The organism is Pseudomonas sp. NY11955 (assembly GCF_048068035.1).
In the GTDB taxonomy this organism is placed as follows: domain Bacteria; phylum Pseudomonadota; class Gammaproteobacteria; order Pseudomonadales; family Pseudomonadaceae; genus Aquipseudomonas.
Genome location: NZ_JBLUPS010000008.1, coordinates 79,482 through 104,702 on the forward strand (window position 1 = coordinate 79,482; position 25,221 = coordinate 104,702).

Here is a 25,221-nt window from a genome sequence, read left to right on the forward strand (position 1 = left end):
CCTTCAGAGAGCTGGGCCAGCAGCCACGCTGACGCCCGCCAGCGTGGTGAAGGAGATGTCCTTGGCCGTGAGTAGAAAATCACTCACGTATGGCACCTCCAGCATGTCGCTGCGCAGCGCCGCGTAGAGGTTTGCCTGCAAGCCCCGTTCGCCAAGGCGCTTGGCGGTGACATAGCCGCGCGAGCTGTATTCATGCACGGCCCAGTTGGGCAGGCAGCAAACGCCGCGCCCAGACGCCACCAGTTGCATCATCATCACGGTCAGTTCCGAGGTGCGTAGCTGCGCTGGCTCGACGTCGGCGGGGTCGAGGAAGCGGGTGAAGATATCCAGGCGGCTGCGCTCGATCGGGTAGGTGATCAGCGTCTGGCTGGCGATATCGGCGGGTTCCAGGTAAGGCTTGTGACGCAAGGGGTGATGGTTGTCGACGGCCAGTACCGCCTCGTAGGCGAACAACGGCACGTAGCTGATTCCCGGCAGTGTCACCGGGTCGGAGGTCACCACCAGGTCCAGGTCGCCGCGCTCCAGGGCCGGCAGTGGCGCAAAGGAAAAACCAGAGGCGAGGTCCAGCTCCACCTCTGGCCAGGCGCCGCGAAACTCATCCACCGAAGGCATCAGCCACTGGTAGCAACTGTGGCATTCGATGGCGATGTGCAGCCGTCCGGCAGAGCCCCCGGCCAGTTTACCTAAGTCCCGTTCGGCACTGCGGATCTGCGGCAGCACCTGGTCGGCCAGTTGCAACAGCTTCAGCCCTGCGCTGGTGAAGCGCACAGGCCTCGACTTGCGCACGAACAACGGCATGCCGATGCGCTCCTCCATGTCGCGAAACTGGTGCGACAGGGCTGATTGGGTCAGGTGCAGGCGCTCGGCGGCTTCGTGCAGGCTGTCGGTTTCACGCAGCGCGTGGAGGGTTCGCAGGTGACGTAAATCAATCATGGCGTGCGTTGGCGAGTTCCTGGCGGACGATTGCCGCGCCAGCAGTCAAGGCCTTGAGCTTGCCGCTGGCTACCTGACGAGGGAGGGGCGCCATGCCGCAGTTGGTGCAAGGGTAGAGCTTGTCGGCCTCGACGAACTGCAGTGCCTTGCGCAGGGTGGCGGCGACCTGCTCGGGTGTTTCGATGGCATGGGTGGCCACATCGATGGCGCCGACCATGACTTTCTTGCCGCGAATCAGCTCGAGCAGGTCCATCGGAACATGCGAGTTATGGCATTCCAGCGAAATGATATCGAGGCTGGACTGTTGCAGCTTGGGGAAGGCCTGTTCATATTGCCGCCACTCCGAGCCCAAGGTTTTTTTCCAGTCGGTATTGGCTTTGATGCCATAGCCATAGCAAATATGTACGGCGGTTTCGCACTTCAGGCCTTCTATGGCTCTTTCCAGTGTGGCCACGCCCCAATCATTCACCTCGTCAAAGAAAACGTTGAAGGCGGGTTCGTCGAACTGAATGATGTCAACGCCCGCAGCCTCCAGTTCCCTGGCTTCCTGGTTGAGAATCTTGGCGAATTCCCAGGCCAGTTTTTCGCGGCTTTTGTAGTGGCTGTCATACAGCGTATCGATCATGGTCATGGGGCCAGGCAGCGCCCACTTGATCGGTTGCGTAGTCTGCTGGCGCAAGAACTTGGCATCTTCGACAAACACCGGTTTTTGCCGGGCGACAGCACCCACCACGGTGGGAACGCTGGCATCGTAGCGATCACGGATGCGAACGGTTTCACGCTGCTCGAAGTCAACGCCACTGAGGTGCTCGATAAAGGTGGTCACGAAGTGCTGGCGCGTTTGTTCACCATCACTGACGATGTCGATACCGGCGTGTTGCTGTTCTTGCAGGGCCAGGCGCAAGGCATCCTGTTTGCCTTCGCTCAGTTGTTCGTCCTGCAACTTCCAGGGCGACCAGAGTGTTTCCGGCTGAGCCAGCCAGGACGGTTTAGGCAGGCTGCCGGCAGTGGAGGTGGGTAGCAGTGTGTTCATGAACGGTGACCTTGTACTTTAAATGGATCAACGGGCGTATTGAGCGGACCATCGTTCGAGCGTGGCCTGGTAGGGTTTGACAAATTGCGCTTCGGCAAATTTGCCCTGCTCGATGGCCAGGCGGCTGCGCTCTTCGCGGTCATAGACAATGCGCGTCAGCGAGTAGTCCTGATGCTTCAGGCTGGGCTGGTAGGTCTTGCCGGCGGCCGAGTTGGCGTTGTAGATCTCGGGGCGATAGATCTTCTGGAACGTGTCCATGGTGCTGATGGTGCTGATCAACTCGAGGTTGGTGTAGTCGCTCAGCAAGTCACCAGCGTAATAGAAGGCCAGCGGCGCGGCACTGTTCGGTGGCATGAAGTAACGCACCTTCAACCCCATCTTCTTGAAGTACTCGTCGGTCAGCGAGTATTCATCCTGCTGGTACTCGAAACCCAATACCGGGTGTTGGTTTTCGCTGCGATGGTAGGTCTTGCTGCTCGATACGCTCAGGCAGATAACCGGCGGCTTGTTGAAGTGCTCTTTGTAGGTTTGCGAGTTGACGAAGCATTTGAACAGGTTGCCATGCAGCTCGCCAAAGTTGTCGGGCGTGCTGAAGGCAGGCCGATGCTTGTTGTGTTCGAGCAACAGCACGCTGAAGTCGTAATCGCGCACGTACGAAGAGAAATTGTTGCCTACCATGCCCTCCAAGCGGGTGTTGGTCTTGCGATCTACAATATGGGTTTTCAATATTTCGATCAGCGGCAGGGCATCGCCGAGCTGTTCGGCTTCAATGTTCAGTTCGACCGAGATGATTTCCAGTTCGACGCGGTAGCGATTATTTTCGGGGTTGTCCCAATGCGCCAGGGCGTTGAACCGATTGTCGATCATCGCCAAGGTGTTGCGCAGATTTTCCTGGCGGTTTTCACCCCGTGCCAGATTGGCGAAGTTGGTGGTGATGCGGGTATTTTCAGCGGGCTGGTAATGTTCGTCGAAGGCGATGCGCTTGACGGTAAATGTAGGCTCTTTATTCATGATGAGCAGTGTCCTGATACCTGAGATCAAGCTTGAATATGTTGTCTGGGATGAGGGCGTATTCTAGGTGGGGGCCTTGCATGAAGGGTATTGAAGATATTTCACCGTTTTTTTAGTACCGCTCATGATGTGCCGCCTGTGCGGGTACTGCCAGGCTGCCGCATGACCCTGTAGGAGCAGCCTTGTGCTGCGAAGAGGCCATTTCAGCCGAAGATAATCTTTAACCATACTGACCTTTTCGCAGCACAAGGCTGCTCCTACAGGGCGGGTTCACCTGCGAAGGGGCCAGCACAGGCCGTAGCGATTTCGGGAGCATTTAAAGTTGGCACGAAAATCTCATACCAATCGAACGCCATACTATTGTGCTGGCTTTGCTACCACCCTTCATGGAAGAAAAACAAAAGGGGGCTTACATGAGTTGTCTGATTTGCGCAGGACAGGCTGAGTCCATCGAATGCACGCACGGATGGGAAGAGAGGTGCTGTTCTCAGTGTGGTTGTTACCGAATGTCCCAAGCTCTCATCCTGGTCATGATGGAGGAGGGGCAGATTTTCGATACCGTGCGCATGCGTGAGTGGCTGGCGCTGCGGCGTGTCGCGGTACCCATTCCTAGCATCGACCAGTCCCAGGCGATATTGGCGCGTTGAACTGGCGATAACAGGCTTGAAGATGACCGCGCGTCATGCGCGGTGATGGCATAATAATATTATTCTGCACGCGGCGACGCATACGGGGCCAGATAAGCTATTGAATGGCGGGTCTTTGTCATGATTAAATCGCGCCGGTCCAAGGTATAGATTTACACACTCACTAAAGGGAATTAGTAAACCATGCTGTTTTCCAACGAACGCGAAATTATTGGCAGTTACAAGATGCTGCCTAGCAAAGACGCGGATGCCATCTACTCGCAGAAGAGCATGCTGCTCAAAGCTGCGAAGTTCCTCAAGCTGGTAGGCTGGTTTTGTATCATCCTCGGGTTGCCCATGCTGTTCCTGTTGGTACCCGGCATCATCATGATCGCGCTGGGTGGTTTTTTGCTGGTCCGTGCCAACAAGAATATCCAGGTGATCGAGCGGGCAACCGAGGCGTATTGCGCGGAAATCGGTGTAGCCGCGGTCTGAACTTAGCTACGACCGCCAGTGGCGCACCCACCAAAGCCGCAGCCCTTGTTCGTCGAGGGGCTGCGGCTTTTGCGTTGTAGCTGCCGCCCTGTACGGCATGCAACGACATTTCGACCCGACTGCGGCATCATGTTTCGCTCAATCATCACCTCACCCAGGATACCGCGATGATCAAGACTGGCGATCAACTGCCCGACGTTACCCTTTACCAGTACAACAACGACGCAGGCACCTGCGCGATCGGCCCGAATGCCTTTTCCATTCGCGAGCGTTGCCAGCAGAAGAAGGTGCTGATCTTCGCTTTGCCGGGCGCGTTCACGCCTACCTGTTCCGAACGCCACGTTCCCGGTTATGTCGCTGCGGCACCTGCGTTGCTCGCGGCTGGCATCGACGAAATCCTCTGTGTCTCGGTGAACGATGCGTTTGTCATGAATGCCTGGGGCAACAGCCTGCAGGTGGGTGATGCGGTCAAGATGATCGGCGATGGCAATGGTGATTTCAGCCAGGCGCTGGGCCTGATCCAGGACCTTTCGGCGCGCGGTTTGGGGCATCGTTCGCAGCGCTATGCCATGGTGGTCGACGACCTGGTGGTCAAGTACATCGCAGTGGAAGCCCCCGGCAAGTTCGAAGTCAGTGATGCCGCCAGCATGCTGGCTGCGTTGCGCTAGGTTGCAGCTCGCGTGCTTCGCGGGCAGGCCCGCTCTTGCAGGGGGCCTGCTAAATCGAAGACGTCTGAATCTCGAGCCAGGCACTGCGGGTCATCTCCCATATTTCGACCCGCATCTGCCCAGCGACAAAATGCCCGTCTCGGGTTGCCACCTTGCGCATACCCTCGTGTTCCGAGACCCTGCGTGAAGCATGGTTGGCAACGGCCTTGGGAACCTGCATGAGCGGGCGCGACAATGTTTCGAACCAGTATGCGTTGATGACCCGGCATGCTTCACGCATGTAGCCGTGCCCCCACCACTGTGGCGCGAGCCAGAAGCCTCGATTGTTTCCAGGCTGTTCATACAAGCTGATGCTGCCAATGGTTCGCTCGGCTTCGCTGCGCAGGTGGATCATCCAGTGCCATTCACGGCCCGCCGCCATGGCAGGCAGGGCGATATCGCGCACATAGACCAACGCGCCGTCTTCCGGGTACGGCCACGGCACACGACGGTCGAGGTAGCGGACCACCTCCCATTGCGGGAACAGTGCCTGAATGGCAGGGGCGTCCTGCAACTGCAGGGGCGTAAGAACAAGCCGGTCGGTGAACAGTGTTGGTAGGCAATCCATGGCTCGGTATTTTGCGTGGCTCAGTCTCAAGTGATTGCATTTAGTATCGCTCATCGGAATCGCCGTAAATAGATGCATCTACGCCAAGAAAGCCACAGTCGTACGAACACACAGGCTTTTCTGTGTGTGACTTGAGGTAATCGATCATGGCCAACAATCAAGACAAGGGCGGCAATCAGGGCAATACCAACGCAGGCCAGCAAGGCGGCCAAGGCTCGGGTGGTGGTATGCCAGACCAGCACCAGCAAGGCGCTAACCAGACAGGGCAGAAGCCTGACGACAAAATGAACAAGGAAGGGGACCGCACGCGTGACACTGGCAGCCAAGGAGGCAAGCCTGAACACAGTGAAACCGACAAGCAGAACATGACGGATAAAGGCCGCATGGGCGGCGAGCAGTCGCAAAGCGATAAGGTGCAGTGGGACAAAGACCGCTGATCGTCGCTCATGCACACCGGGGTGGGATGGCCACCCCGGTGCGAGCGGGCCTTCAGGCCTCAGATTGATCGCTGATTGACCCGGGCAGAAAGCTGCTCGGCGCTTTCCTTACGCTCCGAATACCGATCCACGAGAAACGCCTGGCGGTCGCGCAGCAGCAAGGTGAACTTCACCAGTTCCTCCATGACATCAACTACGCGGTCATAGTACGGCGAAGGCTTCATGCGCCCGGCGTCATCGAACTCCAGATAGGCCTTGGGTACCGACGACTGGTTGGGGATGGCGAACATGCGCATCCAGCGGCCCAGCACGCGCAACTGGTTGACCACGTTGAACGACTGCGAGCCGCCACACACCTGCATCACGGCCAGGGTCTTGCCCTGGGTGGGGCGCACCGCGCCCAGCGCGAGGGGAATCCAGTCGATCTGCGCCTTGAACACCGCGGACATCGCCCCGTGCCGTTCCGGCGAGCACCACACCTGGCCTTCCGACCACTGCACCAGCTCACGCAGTTCCTGCACCTTGGGGTGTTCCACCGGCACATCGTCCGGCAGGGGCAGGCCCGACGGATCGAACGTGCGGGTCTCGGCACCGAAGTGCTCCAGTAGACGCGCGGCTTCCTCTACCAGCAAGCGACTGAAGGAGCGTTCGCGGGTTGACCCATACAACAGCAAAATGCGTGGTTTATGCTCGCTGGTTCGCGTTGCCGCTGGCGGCAGGTCGAACAGAGTCAGGTCAAGGTTGGGCAGTTGCTCGGACATGTTTTCCTCCTGCTCAGAGCGTGCCGATGCGATCCAGCTCATGCTTGAGCTGCTCGCGGTCGAGGTTGGCGAAAGGCAGTGCGAAGAAGGCTTGGCAGCGCGACTCGATGCGCGCCAGTGTGGCGTGGAACGCAGCGTCGATCGATGCTTCGTCACCCACCACGTCGGACGGGTCCTCCAGCCCCCAATGCGCTTTCGGCGCAGGGCCGAAATACACCGGGCAGGTTTCGCCTGCCGCCTTGTCGCAAACGGTGATGACGATATCCGGTGGGTTGCCTTCGAACGCATCGTTGCCTTTGCTGCTCAGGCCCTTGGTCGAGATGTTGGCCTTCTGCAGTGTGCTCAGGCTGCGGGGCAGTACCTGGCCCTTGGGAAAGCTGCCGGCGCTGACTGCCTCGAAACCGGGCGGCGCCAAGTGGTTGAACAGCGCTTCGCTAAGGATGCTGCGACAGCTGTTGGCCGTGCACATGAACAGGACTCGCATGGAGGGTTCCTCTGTTTGATGGCGGACGTCAGAGGCTCAGGCGCAGGGCCAGGGCCGAAAGGGTGATCAGCAGAACCGGCAGGGTCAGCAGGATGCCGACAGCGAAGTAGTAACCCCAGGTGATGCGCATGCCTTTGCGCTCCAGCACATGCAGCCAGAGCAGCGTGGCGAGGCTGCCTATTGGGGTGATCTTCGGGCCGAGGTTGCAGCCGATGACGTTGGCGTAGATCATCGCCTCACGTACCAGGCCCTCTGCGCCGCTGGCCTGGATCGACAAGGCGCCGACCAGAACGCTGGGCATGTTGTTCATCACCGAAGACAACAGCGCCGAGACAAGGCCGGTGCCGATGGCGGCACTCCACAGCCCTTGTTGCGCAAGCCGGTCGAGCAGTTGGGTGAGCAAATCGGTGAGACCGGCGTTTTTCAGGCCATACACCACCAGGTACATCCCGAGCGAAAAGATCACCACCTGCCACGGTGCCTCTCGCAGCACGCGACGCGTTGAAATACGGTGACCGCAGGCTGCGACGGCGAAGAGGGCTGCGGCACAGACGGTGGCTACCGCGCTGATCGGGATACCCAGCGGCTCCAGGGCGAACAGGCCTGCAAGTAGTGCCACCAGTACCCACACGCCGACTTTGAAGGTGGCGCGGTCAGCAATCGCCTCGCTCGGTTTCTTCAACGCATCGAGTGCGTAGCGCCTTGGGATGTCACGGCGGAAAAACAGCAGGAGCACCAGCAGGGTGGCTGCCACGCTGGCGAGGTTCACCGGCACCATCACCGAGGCATATTCGCTGAAACCCAGGCCGAAGTAGTCGGCCGAGACGATGTTGACCAGGTTGGAGACCACCAGCGGCAGGCTCGCCGTGTCGGCAATGAAGCCCGCGGCCATGACAAAGGCCAGTGTCGCAGCCGGCGAGAAGCGCAATGCCAGCAGCATTGACATGACGATTGGGGTGAGAATCAGCGCCGCACCATCGTTGGCGAACAGCGCCGATACTGCGGCGCCGAGCAGCACACTGAAGGCGAACAGACGATAGCCGCTGCCGTTTGCCCAGCGCGCAACATGCAGCGCGGCCCATTCGAAGAAGCCGGCTTCATCGAGCAGCAGGCTGATGATGATGACGGCGATGAAGGTGGCAGTAGCGTTCCAGACAATGGCCCACACCGTTGGGATGTCGTGCAGGGAAACCGCCCCGGCGAGCAAGGCAATGACTGCACCCAGTGCGGCGCTCCAACCCACGCCAAGCCCCTTTGGCTGCCAGATGACGAGGGTGAGGGTGAGGACGAAGACAGCGATGGCGACCAGCATGAAAATCTCGCTTGGTGAGGATCAGCAGCAGGCGGAATCACGAACGGGGCGCCCGTCCATGTTCTTCAAACGAAGGGAGTTGTCTGCCAGCCACTGCGCATTGGCTTGCAGGGTAACCTGCAGCATTTCAAGTACCCAGGCGGGTAGCTGCGGATTCAGGCGGTAGTACACCCACTGACCCTGGCGGCGATCCAGCAACATGCCGCTGCTGCGCAATTGCGCCAGGTGGCGGCTGATCTTGGGTTGGCTGTCATCCAGGGCGCACATCAGTTCGCAGACGCACAGTTCGCCCAGACTGGCGATCAGCAGGGTGGCACGAACGCGGGTCTCGTCTGACAGGCTTTTGAACACTTCAGGTGGAGTCATCATGGCAGCACCGAACATATGGAAAGTCGAATATACGTATTTCCATATGTTTGATGCAAGCGCAATTTGCGCCAACAGCAGGGTAGGGTTACCCGCTGGCGCAGGGTAGCCTGCGCCAGTCGGTCATTTTGCTGCTGATATCAGGTTTTCCTGGCTTTGCTGCTCGACCGTACGCTGGATCTCCCGCGCCAGGGTTTTCACATCATGCTGCTCGATTTCCTTGGGCATCACTTCGAAGCCAACTGAGTTGTACAACCGCCCCCAGGCGGCCTGGGCATCGGAGTAGGCGGCCTCGCGCTGGTAGCGTGACAGCAGCAGGCGGCCTTCGGCGCGAATCAGCTCCAGTTCGCTACCCAATGCGGCGCTGCGCGAGGAGCGGGCATAGTCCAGCAGGCTCTGGTCGACGCGCAGGCTCTCGTCGGCAAAGTCCACTTCCTGGCGGGCCAGCTGGTAGCGCAGCAGGCCCACGCGGACTTGGGTCAGGATGGCCATCGACAACGCCGTGCGGCGCATGTCATCGGTTTTTTCCTGGCTTTTTTCCGCGGCGGTGATGTCGGGGTATTGCAGCAGGCGCAACAGGTTCAGCGAAACATTGATGCCGGTCTGGTTCCAGTCGCTGTTGTACAGGTATTTGTTGGAGTCGTACTCATAGCCGTAGTTGAAACTCACGTTCGGCCACAGTTGGGCCTTGGCGATCTTCAGGTCGTTCATGCTCACGCGCTTGCGGTACCACTCTTCCATGATTTCCGGGCGGCGCTCCAGCGACAGGCGCTCGAGTTTTTCCATGTTGCCGTTGAGCAGAGGCAGCGGTTGCTCGTTCGTGTCGGCCAGTACCATGCGGGTGTTCGGCGGTAGCGACATCAACGCCGCCAGCTCGGCGCGGGCGAACTCCAGGTCCTGACGGCGCACGGTCAGCATGTAGACCGAGTCGAGCAGGGCGCGCTGGTAGGCGAGGATGTCCTGGCGCGGCAGCAGGCCGCGCCCTTCGGCTTCGCGGGCGGAGGTCAGGGCGCGGTGGGTACGCATCAGCAGGCCGTCCACTTCAGGCAGCAGGCGCTGTGCCCCGAGGGCGCGCCAGTAGGCGTTGCGCACATCCTGCAAAACGTTCTGCGCGACCTTTTCCCGGCGTTCCTCGGCCATCAGCATCTGGTCGTTCTTCTGCTGGGTGCGGAAGTAGGCAACGCCGAAGTCCAGCAGGCTCCACGACAGGCCGAGGCTGTAAAGCGTGCGGTAGCGCTCCTCGGAGGTGGACGGGCGCAAGCTGACCTGGCGGTCCTCGATGCCGATCGAGGTGCCGCCGGAGTCGTTGTTGCGCCCGGCATAGCCGGCGGAGGCGACCAGGCGCGGTAGCATCTCGTGGCTGGAGACATCGCGCAGGTCCGAGGCCAGAGCGCTCTCCAGCAGTTTCAGGCGATAGTCCAGGTTGTATTTCAGCGCCCGCGCCGAAGCTTCGTAGAAGGTGATCGGCCCGTTGACCGGTTCCTGTTCCTTGTACATGCGTGCCTGGTCTTCGATGACCCGCTGACGCATTTCGTCCTCACTGTAGGGCTTGGGCTCGAAGGCCGAGCAGGCGCCGAGCAGCAGGCCGAGGGCGGTGACGGTGCTCAGGCTTTTCAATGTCGAAACGGGCATAGGCTGTCCTTGTTCAATCCGTGATGAGACATCGGCGTCATGGTGCGTTGCTACCGCGACGCTGTGCGGCTTCGCGCAATTGTGCGCGGAAGCCCTTCGCCGGCTGGGCGTGTTGTTCAGGCACCATATCGCGAGGCAGTGGTGCCCACAGTGACGGGTCTGGCAGCAGGCCATCGGCACTCAGGCCGATGACGCCTTGGCGGCCGTCGACCCAGTCCTTGTCCTCCTCGCTGGCCAGTCGGCTGGCGGCCACTGCCTTGGCGACGAACTGGCCGTTGACCTGGCCGAGCTGGGCACCGAGGGACTGGCTTTCGATTTCGGGTGTGGCAAACAACTGCACATTGCTGCCATCGGCTCCCCAGGCCGACAGGGTCAGGTTCTGGTTGATCTGTTCCACCACGGGCGTGACGTAGATCGCTGGCGTCACGTCCGGCAGCGGCAAGCCGCCCGACCTGTCCTGGCTGTCGCGGTCCAGGTACGGCCCTGGTGGAATGTAAGGCGTGGAAATATCCAGGGTGATGGTCAGTTGGGCCTGGTCGGTTGCACCGGCCAGGTCGCTGACCGTGTAGGTGAAGTAGTCCTGCAGCACTTGCCCCAGGCCCGCTGCTGCCAGCACTTCACGGTTGCTCAGGTCGATGGTGTAGGTGTAGCTGCCGTCGGCATTGAGCACCAAGGTGCCGTAGCGGCCGGCGATGGGTTGGCCGATGACACCGGCAGTGCCGCTGGCGCCTTCCTGGCCGCTGCGAATGCCGGTGACGGTGAGGCTGTCGCCGCCGTCCACGTCGCTGTCGTTGGGCAGCACGTTGCCGCTGGTGTGCGGGGCCGGTACCTGGTCGCTGGCGGTGTTGCTGTCATCGCGGGCCACCGGGTTGTCGTTGGCCCCCTGGACCGTCACGCTCAGGCGGGCCTCGGAGGTGGCGCCAGCGGTATCGCGCATGCGGTAGGTGAACACCTCGCGCAGCGTTTCGCTGGCGCTGCGCATGGCCTGCACAATGGGGTTGGCATTGTCGACGAGGTACTGGTAGCTGCCGTCGGCATTGATCAGCAATGTGCCGTACAGGCCTTGCAGCACTTGGCCGGCGCTGGCGGTCTGGCCGTTTTCGGCGCTGTACTGCAGCACGGTCTTGCTCTCGCCGTATTGCATGCCGTCCACGTCAGTGTCGTTGTCCAGCACATTACCGCGCGGGTCTACCCCGGCGCTGGTGTTGTTCACCCCGCCAGCTTCCACGGCGACGGCGGTATCGTCGTGGGCTATCGGAACGTCGTTGCGACCGTCGATGGTGATGCTCAGCAGGCCGTTGGCGGTACCACCCCAGAGGTCGGTGAGCAGGTAGGTGAAGTTGTCGACCAGGGTCTGGCCGCTGACACGCAGTGCCTGTACCGCCGCCAGGCTGTTGTCGAGCACGTAGCTCCAGCTGCCGTCGGCGTTCAGGGTCAGGTCGCCGTACTGGCCGCGCAGCGTCTGCCCGATTGCCGTCGGGCTGCTCGGCAGTGGCCCGTCACCACTCCAGAACGCCAGCACTTCGAGGGTTTCCGGCACGATGATGTTGATGGTGTCGGGGTCGGAGTCGTTGTCCATCACGTTGCCGGCCGGGTTGCTGCCCGGGATGGTGTTGTCCAGGCCGCCGGCCTCGATCGCCAGGCCCTGGTCGGGGTTGGCCACCGGAGGCTGGTTTTCACCGCGAATGAGCACGAAGAGGGTGGCCGTGTCGCTCAGGCCGCCGCCATCGGTGACCTGGTAGGTGTAGCGCTGGATGACGAAGCCCAACGGGCCGAGCGCGATGATATCGGGGTCGCTGGAATTGACCACGAAGCGGTAGCTGCCGTCGGCATTGAGGGTAAGGGTGCCGTAGTTGGTGGTGACGGAGGCGCTGCCGGTCAACGGGTCGAGCGTCGGGTTGCTGCTTTCGTCGCCCACACCCACGGCGGTGACGGTCTTGCTGTCGTTGGCATCCACGTCGGTGTCGTTGTTCAGCACGTTGCCGGTGGGGTTGCGCCCGCCATTGCCATCGTCATCGGTGGCCACCGCGTAGGCCAGGTCATCATGGGCCACCGGGGTGTCGTAGCGCCCTTCGATGGTGATGACGATTTGTGCCTGGGAGCTGGCGCCGTCGGTGTCGTGCATACGGTAGCTGAAGGTTTCCACCAGGCTTTCGCCGGCCTTGAGAGCCTGCACGGCCGCCAGGCTGTCGTTGACGGTGTAGACGTAATTGCCGTTGGCATCGATGCTCAAGGTGCCGTAGCTGCCCGCAACCTGCGTGGCGCCCGCGCTGACCTGGACGAAAGTACCGCCGGCGGCGAGGGTGCCCAGGTAGATACCATCCAGCGTCTTGCTGTCACCGGCGTCCACGTCAAGGTCATTGCCCAGGGCATTGCCGCTGCCGGCCTGGCCTGGCGTGCCGTTGTTCACGCCGCCGGCCTCCACGGCGATGGCGCTGTCATTGGCGGCGATCGGCGTGTCATTGCGGCCGTGAATGACCACGGTGAAGGTGGCGGAGACGGTCTTGCCGTTGCCATCGCTGACGCTGTACTGGAACACCTCGGTGAGCCGGTCGGCGTCGGTACGCAGGGCTTGCACGGCACTGTTGCTGTTGTCCACCACATAGCGATAGTTGCCCTGGCTATCCAGGATCAGGCTGCCGTAGTTGCCCGCCAGGGGTTGCCCGAGGATACCGGCCACGCCAGCCGGGCTGAGCACACCGCTGATACTCAGGGTGTCGCCGTCGGGGTCGCTGTAGGCAGCGCTGATGTTGCCACTGGGATCGACGCCGGCGATGGCATTGTTCAGGCCTCCGGCTTCGATGGCATCGATGCTGACGGCGTTGACCACGGGTGGGTCGTTGACCCCGGTGACGGTGATCACCAGTTGCGCCTGGTCAGTCAGCCCGCCGCTGTCGTGGATCTGGTAGGTGAAGATCACGTCCAGGCTTTGCCCTGCCGTCAAGGCGCGGATGGCAGGGTCGGCACTGTTGACGACGAAGGTGTAGGTGCCGTCCTGGTTGAGGATGAGCTGGCCGAAATTGCCGCTGATCAGGCTGTTGTCGGCCAGGCGGGCAACGCTGCCGTCGAGGGTTGCCGGGCTGCCGGCGCCGACCGGGCTGAGCGCACCCCCGGCGCTTTCCAGGCCGCTGCGCACGCCGTCGACCTTGAGTTGGGTGGCGGTCGGTTGGTCGAGGTTGTCGACGTCGGTGTCGGCGCCCACGCCACCGTTGCCGGTGATCACGTTGCCGCTGGCATTGACCGGTGCCGGGCTGCCATCGCTGGCACCGGCGCTGGCGGTGCCATGGTCGTCCACGGCCACCGGGGCATCATTGGCGCCCTGGATCGTGATGACCAGCACGCTGATGGAGCTCAGGCCATCAGTGTCGGCCATCTGGTAGCTGAACTGCTCGACCAGGGTTTGGCCAGGGGAGAGCGCCTGGACGGCGGCGTTGCTGTTGTCGACCACGTAGCGGTAACTGCCGTCGCTGTTGAGGGTCAGGGTGCCGAAGTTGGCCAGCATGGTGGTCGCCCCGCCGCTGGGCAGTGGGATGATGCGCCCGCCGCCCGGGCCGTCGAAGCGCAGGGTGGTGACATGCTTGGTTTCGCCCAGCGCTACCGAGTCGACGTCAGTGTCGTTGTCCAGCACGTTGCCGACCGCGTCCTGGCCCGGTGTGCCGTTGTTGGTGCCACCGGCTTCGATGGCGGTGCCGACGTCGCCGTGGGCGATCGGCGTGTCGTTGGCACCATGGATGTTGACCTGCAGCACCGCGCTGCTGCTCAGGCCGCCGGTGTCGACGATGTCGTAGCTGAAGAACTCGCTGATGAACTGGCCAGCGGTGCGCAGCGCCTGCACGGCTGGGTTGTCGTTGTCGACAATGTACTGGAAACCGCCATTGGGCCGCATGACCAGCGTGCCGTAGAGCCCCTGCAGGACCGTGACCACGTTGCCGCCCACCGCCACACCACCTGGCGTGAGGTTGTTGGCGATGCGAGTGACGGTGAGCACGTCGCCGTTGGTCTGGATATCGACATCGGTGTCGTTGAGCAGCACGTTGCCCGTGGGGTTCACGCCCGGGTCGCCGTTGTTGAAACCGCCTGCCTCCACCGCGATCGCCAGGTCGGGGTTGGCGATGGGGGCGTCGTTGACCGGGGTGATGACGATGTTCATCACGTCGGTGTCGCTCAGGGCATCGGCCGGGTTCTGCCCGGGAATGCCGTCGCCGTTGAGCGGATGGTCGCCATAGTTACCCTGGTCGTTGGTGACCATGGTCAGGGTTTCGGCGGTGCGGGCGGTGTTGAAGTCCTGGTCACCCTTGTAATAAAGCTGCGCAAGCAGTGCGTTCAGCTCGGCCAGGGTACCGGTCAGCACCAGGCTGCGACCGGCACCGGCCGGTGGCGTGGCGTTGGCCGCAGGCGGGGTGGCGCTTTGCCAAAGTACCCCGTGGAGTACCGACAGGGTAATGGTCATCACCCCGTCGGCATTACCGGCATTCACGTCCACGTCGCTGATGGCCAGGCCCGTGAGATGCAGCACCGTGTCCTCCAGCCCCTGTTGGTCGGCCACGGTGTTGACCGGTGCCTCGTTCAGGTGCACGTAGCCGGCATCGGCGGTGCCGGTCGAGCCTTCGCCCAGGGCCAGGTTGATGCCGCCAAGCCCGCTCGCTACGGTGCCGGTATCGCTGTCGATGCGCAGCCGGAAATTGTTGTTCGCCGCTGCCGAATGGTCCTGCGCCACGGCCACCAGGTAGCTGCCCGATGGCAACAGGGCGAATTGGTACAAGCCGCCATTGGCGGTAACGGTGGAGAAGGTGCGGTCGTCGGCGGTGCCGAACTGGCCGTCGTCGCCGGCCCAGGTCAGGGTCACGCCGATGCCGTCCAGGCCTGGGCCGTCGGGGGTGACGCTGTCGGTGGCGCTACGGGTGTCGTCCCACAGCGTGCCTTGGATCACGCCCATGCCAGCCCCTTCGCTGAGCACGTAGTTGTTCAGGCCGTTGGCGCCATCCTGGCCGTTGCGCTCACCCGTGGCGCCACCGGCGGTGGCGGGCAGTGAGCCGCCCCAGCCATTGTTTTCGAAGTCGGTGGGCAGGCTGGTCCAGGTCAGTACGGCGGAACTGGCGGCATTGTCGGCGATGGTGACGTTGGGTAGGGTTACCGTGTAGATCACCTGCACGGTGTCGCCGGGTGCCAGGCGGGCGAAGTCCAGCGCAATCGCCGTGCCGTCGCTGAAGCTGATGCCGGCTGGCAAGTTGGCCAGGTCCAGGGCCGCGCCGTTGACCAGGATGCTTTGTACCTGGTAATTGCTGCCGCTGGGGAACTGGTCGACCAGGTGGGTGTTGTAGGCGGGCACGTCGCCATTCTGGGTGAAGCTCACCGATACCGTGGCATTGGTGGTGCCGTTGCCTGGGCTGACGTCGATGACCGATTTGTCCAGGTTGCCGAAGCTGGGCTCGACCACGCGTTCGAACAGGGTGTCGCTCTTGCCGCGATCCACGCCACCATTGAGGCCGACGTGCTCATGGGCGGACACGCCGAGGTTGGCGCCGGCCTGGTTGCTGGCCACGTTGCTGACACGCACGTTGAATTCCAGCACCACGCCTTCGACATCGGGGTCGTTGATTTCGTTGTTGACCAGGTTGCCCAGGCTGAAGGTGACGGTCTGGCTGCCATCGGCATTGGTGGTAATGACCAGGCGCCCGTTGTTGATGTCGAACACCCCGGTCGGCACCGCGCCGGACAGGTCCGGGTTGATGCCTTGCGCCACGTCGCTGAGTTCGTTGCCCGGCATGCTCAGGGTGCCGCTGCTGATCAGGTTGGCGGCATCGGTGGTCAAGCCGGCAGGGGTGTTGGACAGGAACGCGATGAGGATGTTGTTGAGGCTGGCAGGAATGAACTCCAGCCCTGCGGCGAGCTCGATGCGGATCTGGTAGTCGGGGTTGTCGCCGGTGGGCACCAGCACAGCCACGCGATAACGCACGATTTCACCGACCACCACATTCTCGGAAACACCGCTGGTGTCGGTCACGCCGCTGCTGTTGGTGGCGGGGGGCGTGTCGGTGACACCGCCTACCCGAGAGATGCGCACACCGTTGCTGACCTGGAAGGTGAGCAACGATGCCAGTCGGTAATCGTTCAGGCTACCGCCATTGAGCACGCCATCTTCGCCGCTGCGTTCGCCATTGACCGTGTCGATCGCATTGCTGTTGCCGTCAAGGCTGGTCCAGCGCACCTCCACGGCGTTGGCAAAGGCCGCTTCACCGGCCGCGGTGGCATTCACGGTGCCCGTCAGTTGCAGCACGATACGCCCGCCGTTGGCGATGTCTATATTGGCCCCGCTGACGCTGATCAGCTGGCCGCCCTGGATGATGAAGTCCGCGCCGCCATTGTTGGTCGCACCGCCGCTGTAGGTAATACCGGTAATGCTGACGCCGCTCAGTTCGGTGGGCAGGCCGTCGAGCAGGCTGATATCGAAGGCGTTGGTGCCCGACGAGTTGCTGATGACGATTTCGAAGGTAACCACGTCGCCGTCTTCGTAACCACCGAACACCGGCGTGGAGGTGATCTGTTGCGTCACTGTCAGCGTCGGTTCGACGATGGTGACGCTCGGCTGCTGTGCACTGACCACATTGCGCTCCACCGGCGTGCCGCCATTGGGCGTATCGCCGTCGGGGTCGTTGTACACCAGTTGCGCACCGTTGTTCAGCGTGGTGCCTTGCTGGTTGCCAGTGACGTTACTGGCCACCAGTACCAGGCGGATGACGAAACTGTTGTTGCCGGTGACGTTGTCAGCGTTGGCACCGGCACTGCTGAACACCAGTTGCAGGTCGGCACCGTCGCTGCCGTCCAGTGTCACCGGGTTGACGCTGACGCTGCCATTGAAGTCCGCGGTCAGTGCCGCGCTGCCGGCCACCGTGGTAATCAGCTGGTAGCCGAGGTTGCCATTGAAGCGTGGGTCCAGGCGCAGGCCGGGTGGGATCAGGTCGTTCAGGCGCAGGTTGCTGGTTACGCCTTCGGGCAAGGTGATGACGATGTCGTAGGTCATGCTTTCGCCGACCACCAGGTTGCTGCCGGTGGTGTGCGAAGCACTGGAATCATCGTCGCTGAGGCTGCCGTTCTGGTAGGTCTTGCTGATGCCGGGAGCGGCCACCTGCTGGTTGGCGACTTCCACCAGGTCGGTGGGCGTGAAGTCCTGGCCGCCGTCGACGCTGGCGTAGTAGGTCAGCGCCGCGCTGCTTTGCAGGGTGCTGGAGGCGAGGATCGCGTCGTTGACGGTGACGTCGTAGGTGATGACCACCACGTTGGCACCGGACAGGTCGCTGGCGGTGCCTGCACGGCCAGCCAGCAGGGTGGCCTGGCCGTTGGCGTCGAGGAAGGTGATGGTGCTGCCGTTGACGCTGTAGTCGGTGCCGGCCACCAGCAATGTGCCGTCACCCCGGTAGATCTGCAGGTTGGCAGCCGCCAGGCTGCCGCCGACGAAGGCAAGCCCGTTGGGCAGGGTGATGCTGGTGCTGACATCGTAGGCACCGCCGCCACCGGTGTTCTTAAGGGCGGTGGCCAGGCGCAGGGTGTCGGCGCCGTCGATGCCACTGACGTTGCCGTCTACCGCCGCCAGGCTGGTGACGCTGCCGCCGAACGGCACGCCGCTGGTGCCGGGGGCGTTCCAGCTGCCCGTAGTGCCCGTCACTGTGCCGTTGCTGCTGGAGACAACCCCGTGCTTGATGTCCAGCACCGGTTCGGCCACCGATTCGATCACCGCCACGTCCGAGGAAACGAGCACGGTCTTGTCCACCGTGGTGGTCTGGCTCGACTGCGCCAGCACGTCGAGCTCGCGCTGGTCGGCGAACGGTTGGTCGCCGACCACCATGGTGAAGCGCACTTGCACCGTGCCGCCATTGAGGCCGCCGGAGGCGTAGTTGCCGAAGTCGAAGACGATCGAGTTGCCGGGGCCGGTGGTGACGCTGTCCGGCACGTCCAGGATGGTGTTGCCGCTGCCGATGGTCCACTGCCCGACACCGGTGCCTAAGCTCCAGCTGATGCCGGTGGCGTCGAGCAACGGCAGCGGCAGATAGGCGGTAAGCTTGAAGTTTTCGTAGTCGGCTATCAGCAGGTCGTAGGTGATGGTGAAGGTCACCACATCGCCTGGGCGCAGCTCACCGTTGGCGGGCGGGTTGCCGCCGTTGACCTGGGTGAGCTCGATATCGACATTGGAAGTTTCAATGGTGCTGAGGGTGCTGGAGCCATCTGTCTGGGTGCCGCCGATGTTCAGCGCATCGCGCAGCACGGTGGCGGCCACGATGGCATTGTTGCCTACGCTGTCGCCTTCGTTGAGTTGGTCGTGGGGCGGGTGATCGGTGGTGTAGGTGGTGTCGACGGTAGCGTCATAGACGATTCGCAGGCCGGTGGCACCGTTTTGCTCGGTATCGTCGTAGAGGTCGCCGAACAAGGCCGCCACACCGGGGCCGGCGATTGCCTGGCGGATGGATTCGGCGATGTCGAACACCAAGGTGGTGCTTCCGTCGGCATTCACCGTCTGGGTAAAGACCAAGGCGATGCTCAACGAGCTGCCGTTGCCCTGTACCAGCAGGGTGGGCGGGTTGGCCGAACTGAACGTCAGGCCGTCGCCAAGCTGGTCGGTGACGGTGAACTGGCCTTGTTCGAGGATGTTCTCGCCGAAGGCGAAGAAGTCGGAAATGGCCACGTCCATGGTGTAGCGCAGGGTGTCGCCGGGGGTGAGGCCGACGCTGCCGACGTCGTTCTGCAGGTCGACCTGCTTGAGCAAGGTGATCGACTTGGCGACGAAGGTCACGCCCTGGCCGTCGCCGGTTTCGCTGAACGGGTAGCCGTCCGGGTCAAGCGGGCGGTCGCGTGGGTCGAGCGGGTTCCAGTCGCCGGTGACGCTGGCGGTACCGAAGTTGATGGTGACCGGGTTGCCGCTGGTCGGGTCGAGCACCGGGCGGCCATTGGCGTCGATTTCCGGCACGTAGAAGCTGACCTGGGTTTCGCTGGCGGCGCTCAGGCTGTCGTAGTGGATGGCATAGCTGGCCACGAAGGCGTTGGGGTTGGCCAACGCTGCGGCGATCAGCGCAGGGTCGGTCAACACCGTGCCGTCGTGCAGGGTAACCGAAGTCAGTGTGCCGCCTGGGCCCGGGGTAATGGCGCTGACATGGACCTGGTCGGGCACCGTCTGGGTCACGGTGACGTTGGTCAGGGTCTGGCCGGGAGCCGGGGTCACGGTAACCGTCTGGGTGCGGGTGTAGTTGGGGCCGGTGACGGTTTCGCCCTCGGGCATGTTGACCGTTTGCGTGACCTTGAGCAGGGTGGGAGTGATGATGAAGCTGTGCAGCGAGGCTTCCACCAGGCTTGGGTCCTGAACCGGGTTGTTCAGCGAGTCGTTGCCATACTCGAAACCGGCCCTGGCATTGATGGTGAGGTTGGGCGCGCCATCGGAGTAACTGGTATCGGCCAGGTTGCTCAGCAGCCCGGTGACCTGGATATCGATGCTGGGCTGGCCATTGGTCACGCTGGCGTACGGCAGTTGCAGCACCACCATCTGGTCGCCGGCCTTCATGCCGACACTGGCGGCATTGATCACCAGGGCATTGCCATTGGCGTCCTTGGCCAGTGGGTGGCTGGCATTGCCGTTGGCATCGAAGGTGATCACGAAGCTGTTCACCGCCTGCCCCAGATAGGTGGCGGAGACGAACGTCGCGCCATCGTTGCCGTCGCGGCCGGTGGCTGGCATGAACAGGTCGAGATAGGGCGCGTAGCCTTCCTGGGTCGAGGGGTTGGTGAAACTGACGGTAAAGGTGAACTGTTCGCCCAGCTGCACCTCGGCACCGCCGCCGCCAATGCTGGCGGTGGGGCTGGCATCGGCCAGCAAGCCCTGGAAGCTGGTCAGCGTGGAGGCGGCCAGGGCGATGGACTTGTCCACATCGCCGTTGCTGACTTCCAGGCGCCAGTCACCACCGGCCAATTGACTGCCGGTGGCATTGTTCGAGGCGCCGACATCGGCGCCGGTCCAGCGCGCCAGTTCATCGACCAGCGCCTGGCCGCTGCTGCCGGCGCCGACGTCGCAGCCGTACAGCTGGATGTCTGCCCCGGCATTGAGTTCGCTGCGCCAGGCGCTGAGGCGGTCGCCCAACTGCTCGACGGTTTGCTGGGTGAACACTTGATTGCCCAGGGTGAACTGGCCGGCAGCGCCATGGGAGAACACCTGGATGGAGTCGACCTTGCCCAGTTGCGCCAGGGTATTGCCGATGGCCGCGATGGCATCCTGGCCCGTATCCACTACCAGTGCGGTAGTGCCGGTGGGCAGGTTGGCGACAAGCTGGTCGCGGTTTTCCACGCGGGCGTCGATCACCACCAGGTTGCGCGGCTGGGCGGCGGGCGCGGCGGTGGTTTGCGCCTCGCTGGCGGTGGGGGCGGGGTGGCTGGTGTCCTTGGCCTCGGCGTGAGCGGGGTCGCTGTGCTGCTGGTCGACAGCGGCAGCGGCAGCACCGTCGAACAGAATCCGTTGTTCAAGGGCCAGGGTTTGTGACCGGGGGCGCAAAGTAGCGGCGATACCGGCTCTGTTCTTCATGTCCATGATGAATACCTGCTCGTAAAACGACGCCAGAATCGAGATCTCAGCAAGCGTAGTCGCTTCCCATTTTGGTGCAAGCTGGGCCAGTGCCGGCGCTTAGAAACCGCTCTCGCGCAACGCGACCGACGCCAGCCAGGTGCCCAGTTCGCCCAGCACGCTGCGCCGCTGCCCTTCGATCTTCAGCCTGCCGCGCATTTCGTGCAGGCTCGCTGGCGGCTCGTCCAGCGCGATCAGTACCTGGAACACGGCATTGTTGGGCACCAGCGGTTGCGAGCCGGTCGGTACCGGCCCGCCGAAATGCGAAGACAGCATGCGGTGGGCCAGCTGGCTGGCGCGTGTGCTGCCGATGGCCAGCACTTTGCCGCGCAACGCATTGGCCTGTCCCTCTGGGTAGAAAAGCACCGGGTTGCCGATAGCCAAGTGGTGAACCTGGTCCTGCGCGACATAGGCATCGATCTGCCAGCGGCTGGGGTCGATCAGGATGCCCAGGGGCTCCTGGCGACTGACCCACTGGCCTGGGCGCAAGTCCTGGTCGCGATCCAGCCAGGTACCTGCGAACGGTGCCTGCAGGTTGAGGCGGGCGATTTCGTTGCGTGCGGCGCGCGCCTCTTCGTTCTGCACACCCAGGCGCTGTTGGGTGGCCGCGTCCACACTCAGCCCGGCCGGATCGGCCAGCAGGCCGGACAAGCGTGCCTGGTAACTGCGGGCGGTGGCTTGGCTGCTACGCAAGCGTGAGTCCAGGTCGGGCTCGTCGAGCACCGCCAGCACGTCGCCGGCCTTGACCGGGCCTTGCTCACGCAGGGTTTGCAGGCGCGCCGGGTAGGGTGTGTAGACACGCAACTGATGCTCGGCGCGGGCCACCCCTACGGCATCCACCTGGCTGCGCCAAGGGATCGCCAACGCCAGCAGGACCAGCCCCAGGCTCAGGTAGAACAGTTGCTTGCGCCGCCCCGGAATGCGCGTGCGCTGCTGCCACCAATGGTTCAGCTCGCGCTTCACCGGCAAGGCAATGAACCAGGCGATTTCAACCATGAACAGGACGATCCCCAGCAGTTTGAAGAAGAACAGGTACACCGCTACGGCGATGCCCAGGAACAGCACCAGGCGGTACAACCAGGTGGCGAAGGCGAAGGCCACCAGCAGGCGACGCTGCCCGACAGGGAAGGGCTCCGGCCACGCTTCCTGCAGCCCCAGCAGGTTGCGCCGCAGGGCAACCCGCGCCAGTGCCGAGGCGCGTTCGTGCAGGTTGGGGAAGTCGAGCAGGTCGCTGAGGATGAAATAGCCGTCGAAGCGCATGAATGGGCTGGCATTGAGCGCCAGTGACAACACCCAGCTGGTGGTCGCCAGGTACAGCAGGGCATTGCGCAGCGGGCCGTCGTCGCACAGCGCCCAGCCCAAGGTTGCCAGGCCTGCCAGGGACAGTTCGGTGGCGATGCCTGCCGAAGCGATCGCCAGCCGCTGGCGCGCGCGTTTGAGCTTCCAGCTTTCACCGGTATCGGTGTACAGCATCGGCCACAGCACGAGAAAGGCCACGCCCATGTGCCCGACTCGCAGCCCCAGGCGTGTGGCCACCAGCGCATGGCCCAGCTCATGCAAGGTCTTGGCGACGGCCAGCGCCAGGGCGAAACTCAGCAGCCCTGCGCTGGAGAACGACTCCACCACGGCATGGGTGAAGCTGTCCCACTGTTGCATCACCAGGATGATGCCCAGCAGGCTTAGCGCGACCACCGACAGGCCGGTCAGTGGATGGAACAGCCAGCCCAGGGCCTTGGCCAAATGCTGCAGCGCCACTTGCGGGCGCAGCAGCGGAATGCGAAAGAACAGGTAGTGATGCAACCACCAGCGCCAGCTCGACCAGGTGCGCGCTTCGCTCTGTGCCTGCAACCGGCCCAGTTGCTCGCTGCCGGGGCGCAGCAAATGGTGCTGTTCGAGAAAGGCACGCAGCTCCAGCACCTGTTCCACATCCGGGTTCAGCGCGCTGTCGCGGGAAACCTGTGCGCTGATCTGGCGTGGCGACTGGCCCCAGCGCAACAGGCACTCGAACTCCAGCCAGCCGATGCGGTAGAAGCGGTTGACCACCGTGTCGTGGATCATCCAGGCAGGCTCGCCGTCGCGGTTGTCGGCAGCCTCGCACAGGCGCAGGTCCTCGCGCAGCGGCGGCAATGGCAGGTCGGCAGGGTCTAGCATCACCAGCCGCTCCAGGCGCGCAAGCTGGCCAATGGCCGGCGCAGCAGGTAATAGCCGAGTATCACCCGGTCGCCGTACAGCTTGGCTGTGCCATGCAGGCCAAGGCGGGCATGCGCGGCATGCTCGTCGATGCTGGCCAGCAGGCGGTAGGCCACCACGCCGTCGTCGGCAGGCCTGGCCTGGTAGCTGGTTTCAAGGACCTTGCCCTTGAGCGGGCTGAGCGGATAGGCGGTGAGGAACAGCGTGACTTCCGCGCCCGGCTCCAGTGCGATGGCATCGGCCACGGCGAGCTGGATCTGCATCGCCGGTTGCGCAGGATCCGCGACTTGCATGATCCGCTCGCCGGTCGATACAGGCTTGCCAAGCCAGTCGTTGGGGTCGCTGAACACCGCCACACCGGCCCGCGGGGCCAGCACCTGGGTACGCTTGAGTTGCGCCTGCACGGCGGCAAGCTCCGCGCGCCGCTGTTGGGCCCGCCCTTGCAGCAAGGTCAGTTCGCCCTGGCTTTGCGGGTTGTCGAAGGCACGCTGGCTGGCGGCCACGAGCTCGGCATCGGCCACCGCCACTTCCTTGCCGAGCACATCGGCGCGGCTACGCAAGGTGGTTTCATCCAGGGCGAACAATGGCGTACCGGCTTCGACCGGCTGGTTGGGGCGCACCTGTACCTGGTTGATCACCCCGTCGATGGGTGACGTGACTATTTGCGCCTGTCGCGAAACGATCTGCGCCGGCGCCAGCGCGGTCTGGCGCACGGGTACCAGCAGCAGGGCGCCGAACAGCAATGCAGCCAGCAGCACCTGGCGACGGCTGGGGCGCCAGCGACCGAGGCGCTGGCGGCGGGTGAGGGCGCTCCAGCAGTAAGCCCAGGTACGGGTCAGGCCGTCCATGTGCTGGTACAGCGCCGCGGGCGGGGCCTCTTCCAGCAACAGCAGCAACATGCCCAGGCGCTCGCCGTCGGGGGTATGCAGCGGTACGCAGAGAAGACCAGCCGGCCACCACTCGGCCCAGCCTTCGGCAATGTCTGGCGGGGGCGTGGCCGTGGCCTGGGTCAGCCACGCAGGCGTTTGATCGCCCACCACCCCAGCCAGCCAGCGGCTGGCGCGCTTGAGCCAGACCAGGTAGGGCGAATCTTCGCTGGGGCGTGCCAGGCCCGATACGCACAGCAATTCGAGCGCGCCCTTGGCTTGCCTGAAAACCAGCGCCTGGTGAAACGGCAGCAGGGGGTAGAGATCGTTGGCCATGCTGAAGGCAAGGGCGTTCAACGACGTGGCGGCCATGGCCTTGTCGCGCAACGCGTCCAGTTGCAACAACAGCTGTGGATGGGGCAATGGTTGGTTCATGGTCATGGCGCGAACCGCGCCGTGCCGCTCATGCCTGCCATCAACTCAGGGAACGGCTGGTCGAAGCGTGCTTCCAGTTCCACGGTCTGAGCCACCGCGTCGACCCTGGCATTGATCACGCTGACTTTCGCTGGGTAGGTCTTGCCGGTTTCATGCACTTGCACTTCCAGTGGTTGGCCGGGGCTGAGCGTCTTCAGTTGGCTGGATGGCACATTCAAACGCACTTTCAGCGCGCCATCGCTGACCAGGTCGAACAGTGGCGTGCCGGCGCTGACGGTCTGGTAAGGCTTGACGTAGACCTTGGCGACATGCCCGGAGAAGGGCGCTTGCACCTGGCAGTAACTCATCTGTGCCTCGCCCATCGCGCGGGCTCCGTCAGCCTTCTGGACTTCGGTGTTGGCAGCGGCCACTTCGATATCACCCACGGCATCCAGTTTGCGCAGCTGTTTCTTGGCTTCCAGGTTCTGCCGGGCCATGGCCAGTTCGGCCACTGCCACCTTGCCCCGCGCCTGGGCTTCGCTGCAGTTGAAGCGGGCCAGGGTGGCGCCCTTGGTAACCCGTTCACCGAAGCTGGTTTTCAGTTCGCCTAGCGTGCCACTCATCTGGCTCGACAGGGTGGTTTCCAGCTCGGCGGCGAGCAGCACGCGGATCGGTTGCGCGCCCTCGGTTGATACGTCCTGTTCGGCGAGGGCGGTTAGGCTGGTCAACACCAGCAGCATGGGCAGGCAACGACGGGTAACGACGGGTATGGGCATTCTCGGTTCCTTG

The 25,221-nt window shown here is 63.1% G+C and carries 17 protein-coding genes; 4 read left to right on the forward strand and 13 right to left on the reverse strand.

Annotated features, from left to right (window positions below; genetic code table 11):
- Positions 1-3: 3 nt before the first annotated feature.
- From ACNFBR_RS16425 to ACNFBR_RS16435, 3 genes are read right to left on the reverse strand one after another with little or no spacing between them, the layout of a single operon-like run.
- Positions 4-933 (reverse strand): LysR family transcriptional regulator, encoded by a 930-nt coding sequence (locus tag ACNFBR_RS16425; RefSeq protein ID WP_416735889.1) that lies wholly within the window; start codon positions 931-933, stop codon positions 4-6.
- Entirely contained in the window at positions 926-1,966 is a 1,041-nt protein-coding gene (locus ACNFBR_RS16430) for a methionine synthase (RefSeq protein ID WP_416735890.1), read from the reverse strand. The genes ACNFBR_RS16425 and ACNFBR_RS16430 overlap by 8 nt, the downstream gene beginning before the upstream one ends.
- Before the next feature lie 27 nt (positions 1,967-1,993).
- Positions 1,994-2,977 carry a DUF1852 domain-containing protein gene (locus ACNFBR_RS16435; protein WP_416735891.1) on the reverse strand — a complete coding sequence of 328 codons (984 nt, stop codon included), beginning with the start codon at positions 2,975-2,977 and terminating at the stop codon, positions 1,994-1,996.
- 506 nt (positions 2,978-3,483) lie between these two features.
- On the opposite strand from ACNFBR_RS16435, the gene ACNFBR_RS16440 reads away from it, so the two are divergent.
- The 3 genes from ACNFBR_RS16440 (at position 3,484) to ACNFBR_RS16450 (ending at position 4,766) form a co-directional block, all read left to right on the forward strand.
- Complete coding sequence (locus tag ACNFBR_RS16440; protein ID WP_416735892.1) at positions 3,484-3,624, forward strand: hypothetical protein; 141 nt, start codon at positions 3,484-3,486, stop codon at positions 3,622-3,624.
- A 183-nt stretch (positions 3,625-3,807) separates the two neighbouring features.
- Positions 3,808-4,098 (forward strand): hypothetical protein, encoded by a 291-nt coding sequence (locus ACNFBR_RS16445; RefSeq protein ID WP_416735893.1) that lies wholly within the window; start codon positions 3,808-3,810, stop codon positions 4,096-4,098.
- Positions 4,099-4,265: 167 nt separating this feature from the next.
- Positions 4,266-4,766 carry a peroxiredoxin gene (locus ACNFBR_RS16450; protein WP_416735894.1) on the forward strand — a complete coding sequence of 167 codons (501 nt, stop codon included), beginning with the start codon at positions 4,266-4,268 and terminating at the stop codon, positions 4,764-4,766.
- A 49-nt stretch (positions 4,767-4,815) separates the two neighbouring features.
- On the opposite strand, the gene ACNFBR_RS16455 is transcribed toward ACNFBR_RS16450, so the two are convergent.
- Entirely contained in the window at positions 4,816-5,373 is a 558-nt protein-coding gene (locus ACNFBR_RS16455) for a GNAT family N-acetyltransferase (RefSeq protein ID WP_416735895.1), read from the reverse strand.
- A gap of 146 nt (positions 5,374-5,519) precedes the next feature.
- On the opposite strand from ACNFBR_RS16455, the gene ACNFBR_RS16460 reads away from it, so the two are divergent.
- Complete coding sequence (locus ACNFBR_RS16460; protein ID WP_416735896.1) at positions 5,520-5,810, forward strand: hypothetical protein; 291 nt, start codon at positions 5,520-5,522, stop codon at positions 5,808-5,810.
- Between the two features lie 59 nt (positions 5,811-5,869).
- Here the strand turns inward: ACNFBR_RS16460 and arsH are convergent, their stop codons facing one another.
- The 9 genes from arsH to ACNFBR_RS16505 form a co-directional block, all read right to left on the reverse strand.
- Positions 5,870-6,571, reverse strand: a complete 702-nt coding sequence (gene arsH / locus ACNFBR_RS16465; RefSeq protein ID WP_416735897.1) for an arsenical resistance protein ArsH — start codon at positions 6,569-6,571, stop codon at positions 5,870-5,872.
- A gap of 13 nt (positions 6,572-6,584) precedes the next feature.
- Complete coding sequence (locus ACNFBR_RS16470) at positions 6,585-7,055, reverse strand: arsenate reductase ArsC (protein ID WP_416735898.1); 471 nt, start codon at positions 7,053-7,055, stop codon at positions 6,585-6,587.
- A 28-nt stretch (positions 7,056-7,083) separates the two neighbouring features.
- A complete protein-coding gene (locus ACNFBR_RS16475; protein ID WP_416735899.1) occupies positions 7,084-8,367 on the reverse strand; it encodes an arsenic transporter in 1,284 nt (427 codons plus the stop codon).
- Positions 8,368-8,388: 21 nt separating this feature from the next.
- Entirely contained in the window at positions 8,389-8,736 is a 348-nt protein-coding gene (locus ACNFBR_RS16480; RefSeq protein ID WP_416735900.1) for a metalloregulator ArsR/SmtB family transcription factor, read from the reverse strand.
- Between the two features lie 120 nt (positions 8,737-8,856).
- Complete coding sequence (locus tag ACNFBR_RS16485; RefSeq protein WP_012272698.1) at positions 8,857-10,365, reverse strand: TolC family protein; 1,509 nt, start codon at positions 10,363-10,365, stop codon at positions 8,857-8,859.
- Positions 10,366-10,402: 37 nt separating this feature from the next.
- Positions 10,403-20,929, reverse strand: a complete 10,527-nt coding sequence (locus ACNFBR_RS16490; RefSeq protein WP_416735901.1) for a VCBS domain-containing protein — start codon at positions 20,927-20,929, stop codon at positions 10,403-10,405.
- A gap of 93 nt (positions 20,930-21,022) precedes the next feature.
- Positions 21,023-23,113 (reverse strand): HlyD family efflux transporter periplasmic adaptor subunit, encoded by a 2,091-nt coding sequence (locus ACNFBR_RS16495; RefSeq protein WP_416736060.1) that lies wholly within the window; start codon positions 23,111-23,113, stop codon positions 21,023-21,025.
- The gene (locus tag ACNFBR_RS16500; protein WP_416735902.1) at positions 23,113-24,459 is read right to left on the reverse strand and encodes an efflux RND transporter periplasmic adaptor subunit; all 1,347 of its coding nucleotides are present in this window, start codon (positions 24,457-24,459) and stop codon (positions 23,113-23,115) included. The genes ACNFBR_RS16495 and ACNFBR_RS16500 overlap by 1 nt, the downstream gene beginning before the upstream one ends.
- Positions 24,456-25,208, reverse strand: coding sequence for an efflux RND transporter periplasmic adaptor subunit (locus ACNFBR_RS16505; protein WP_416735903.1), 753 nt, complete (start codon positions 25,206-25,208; stop codon positions 24,456-24,458). Before ACNFBR_RS16505 ends, ACNFBR_RS16500 begins: the two co-directional genes overlap by 4 nt.
- Positions 25,209-25,221 lie beyond the last annotated feature (13 nt).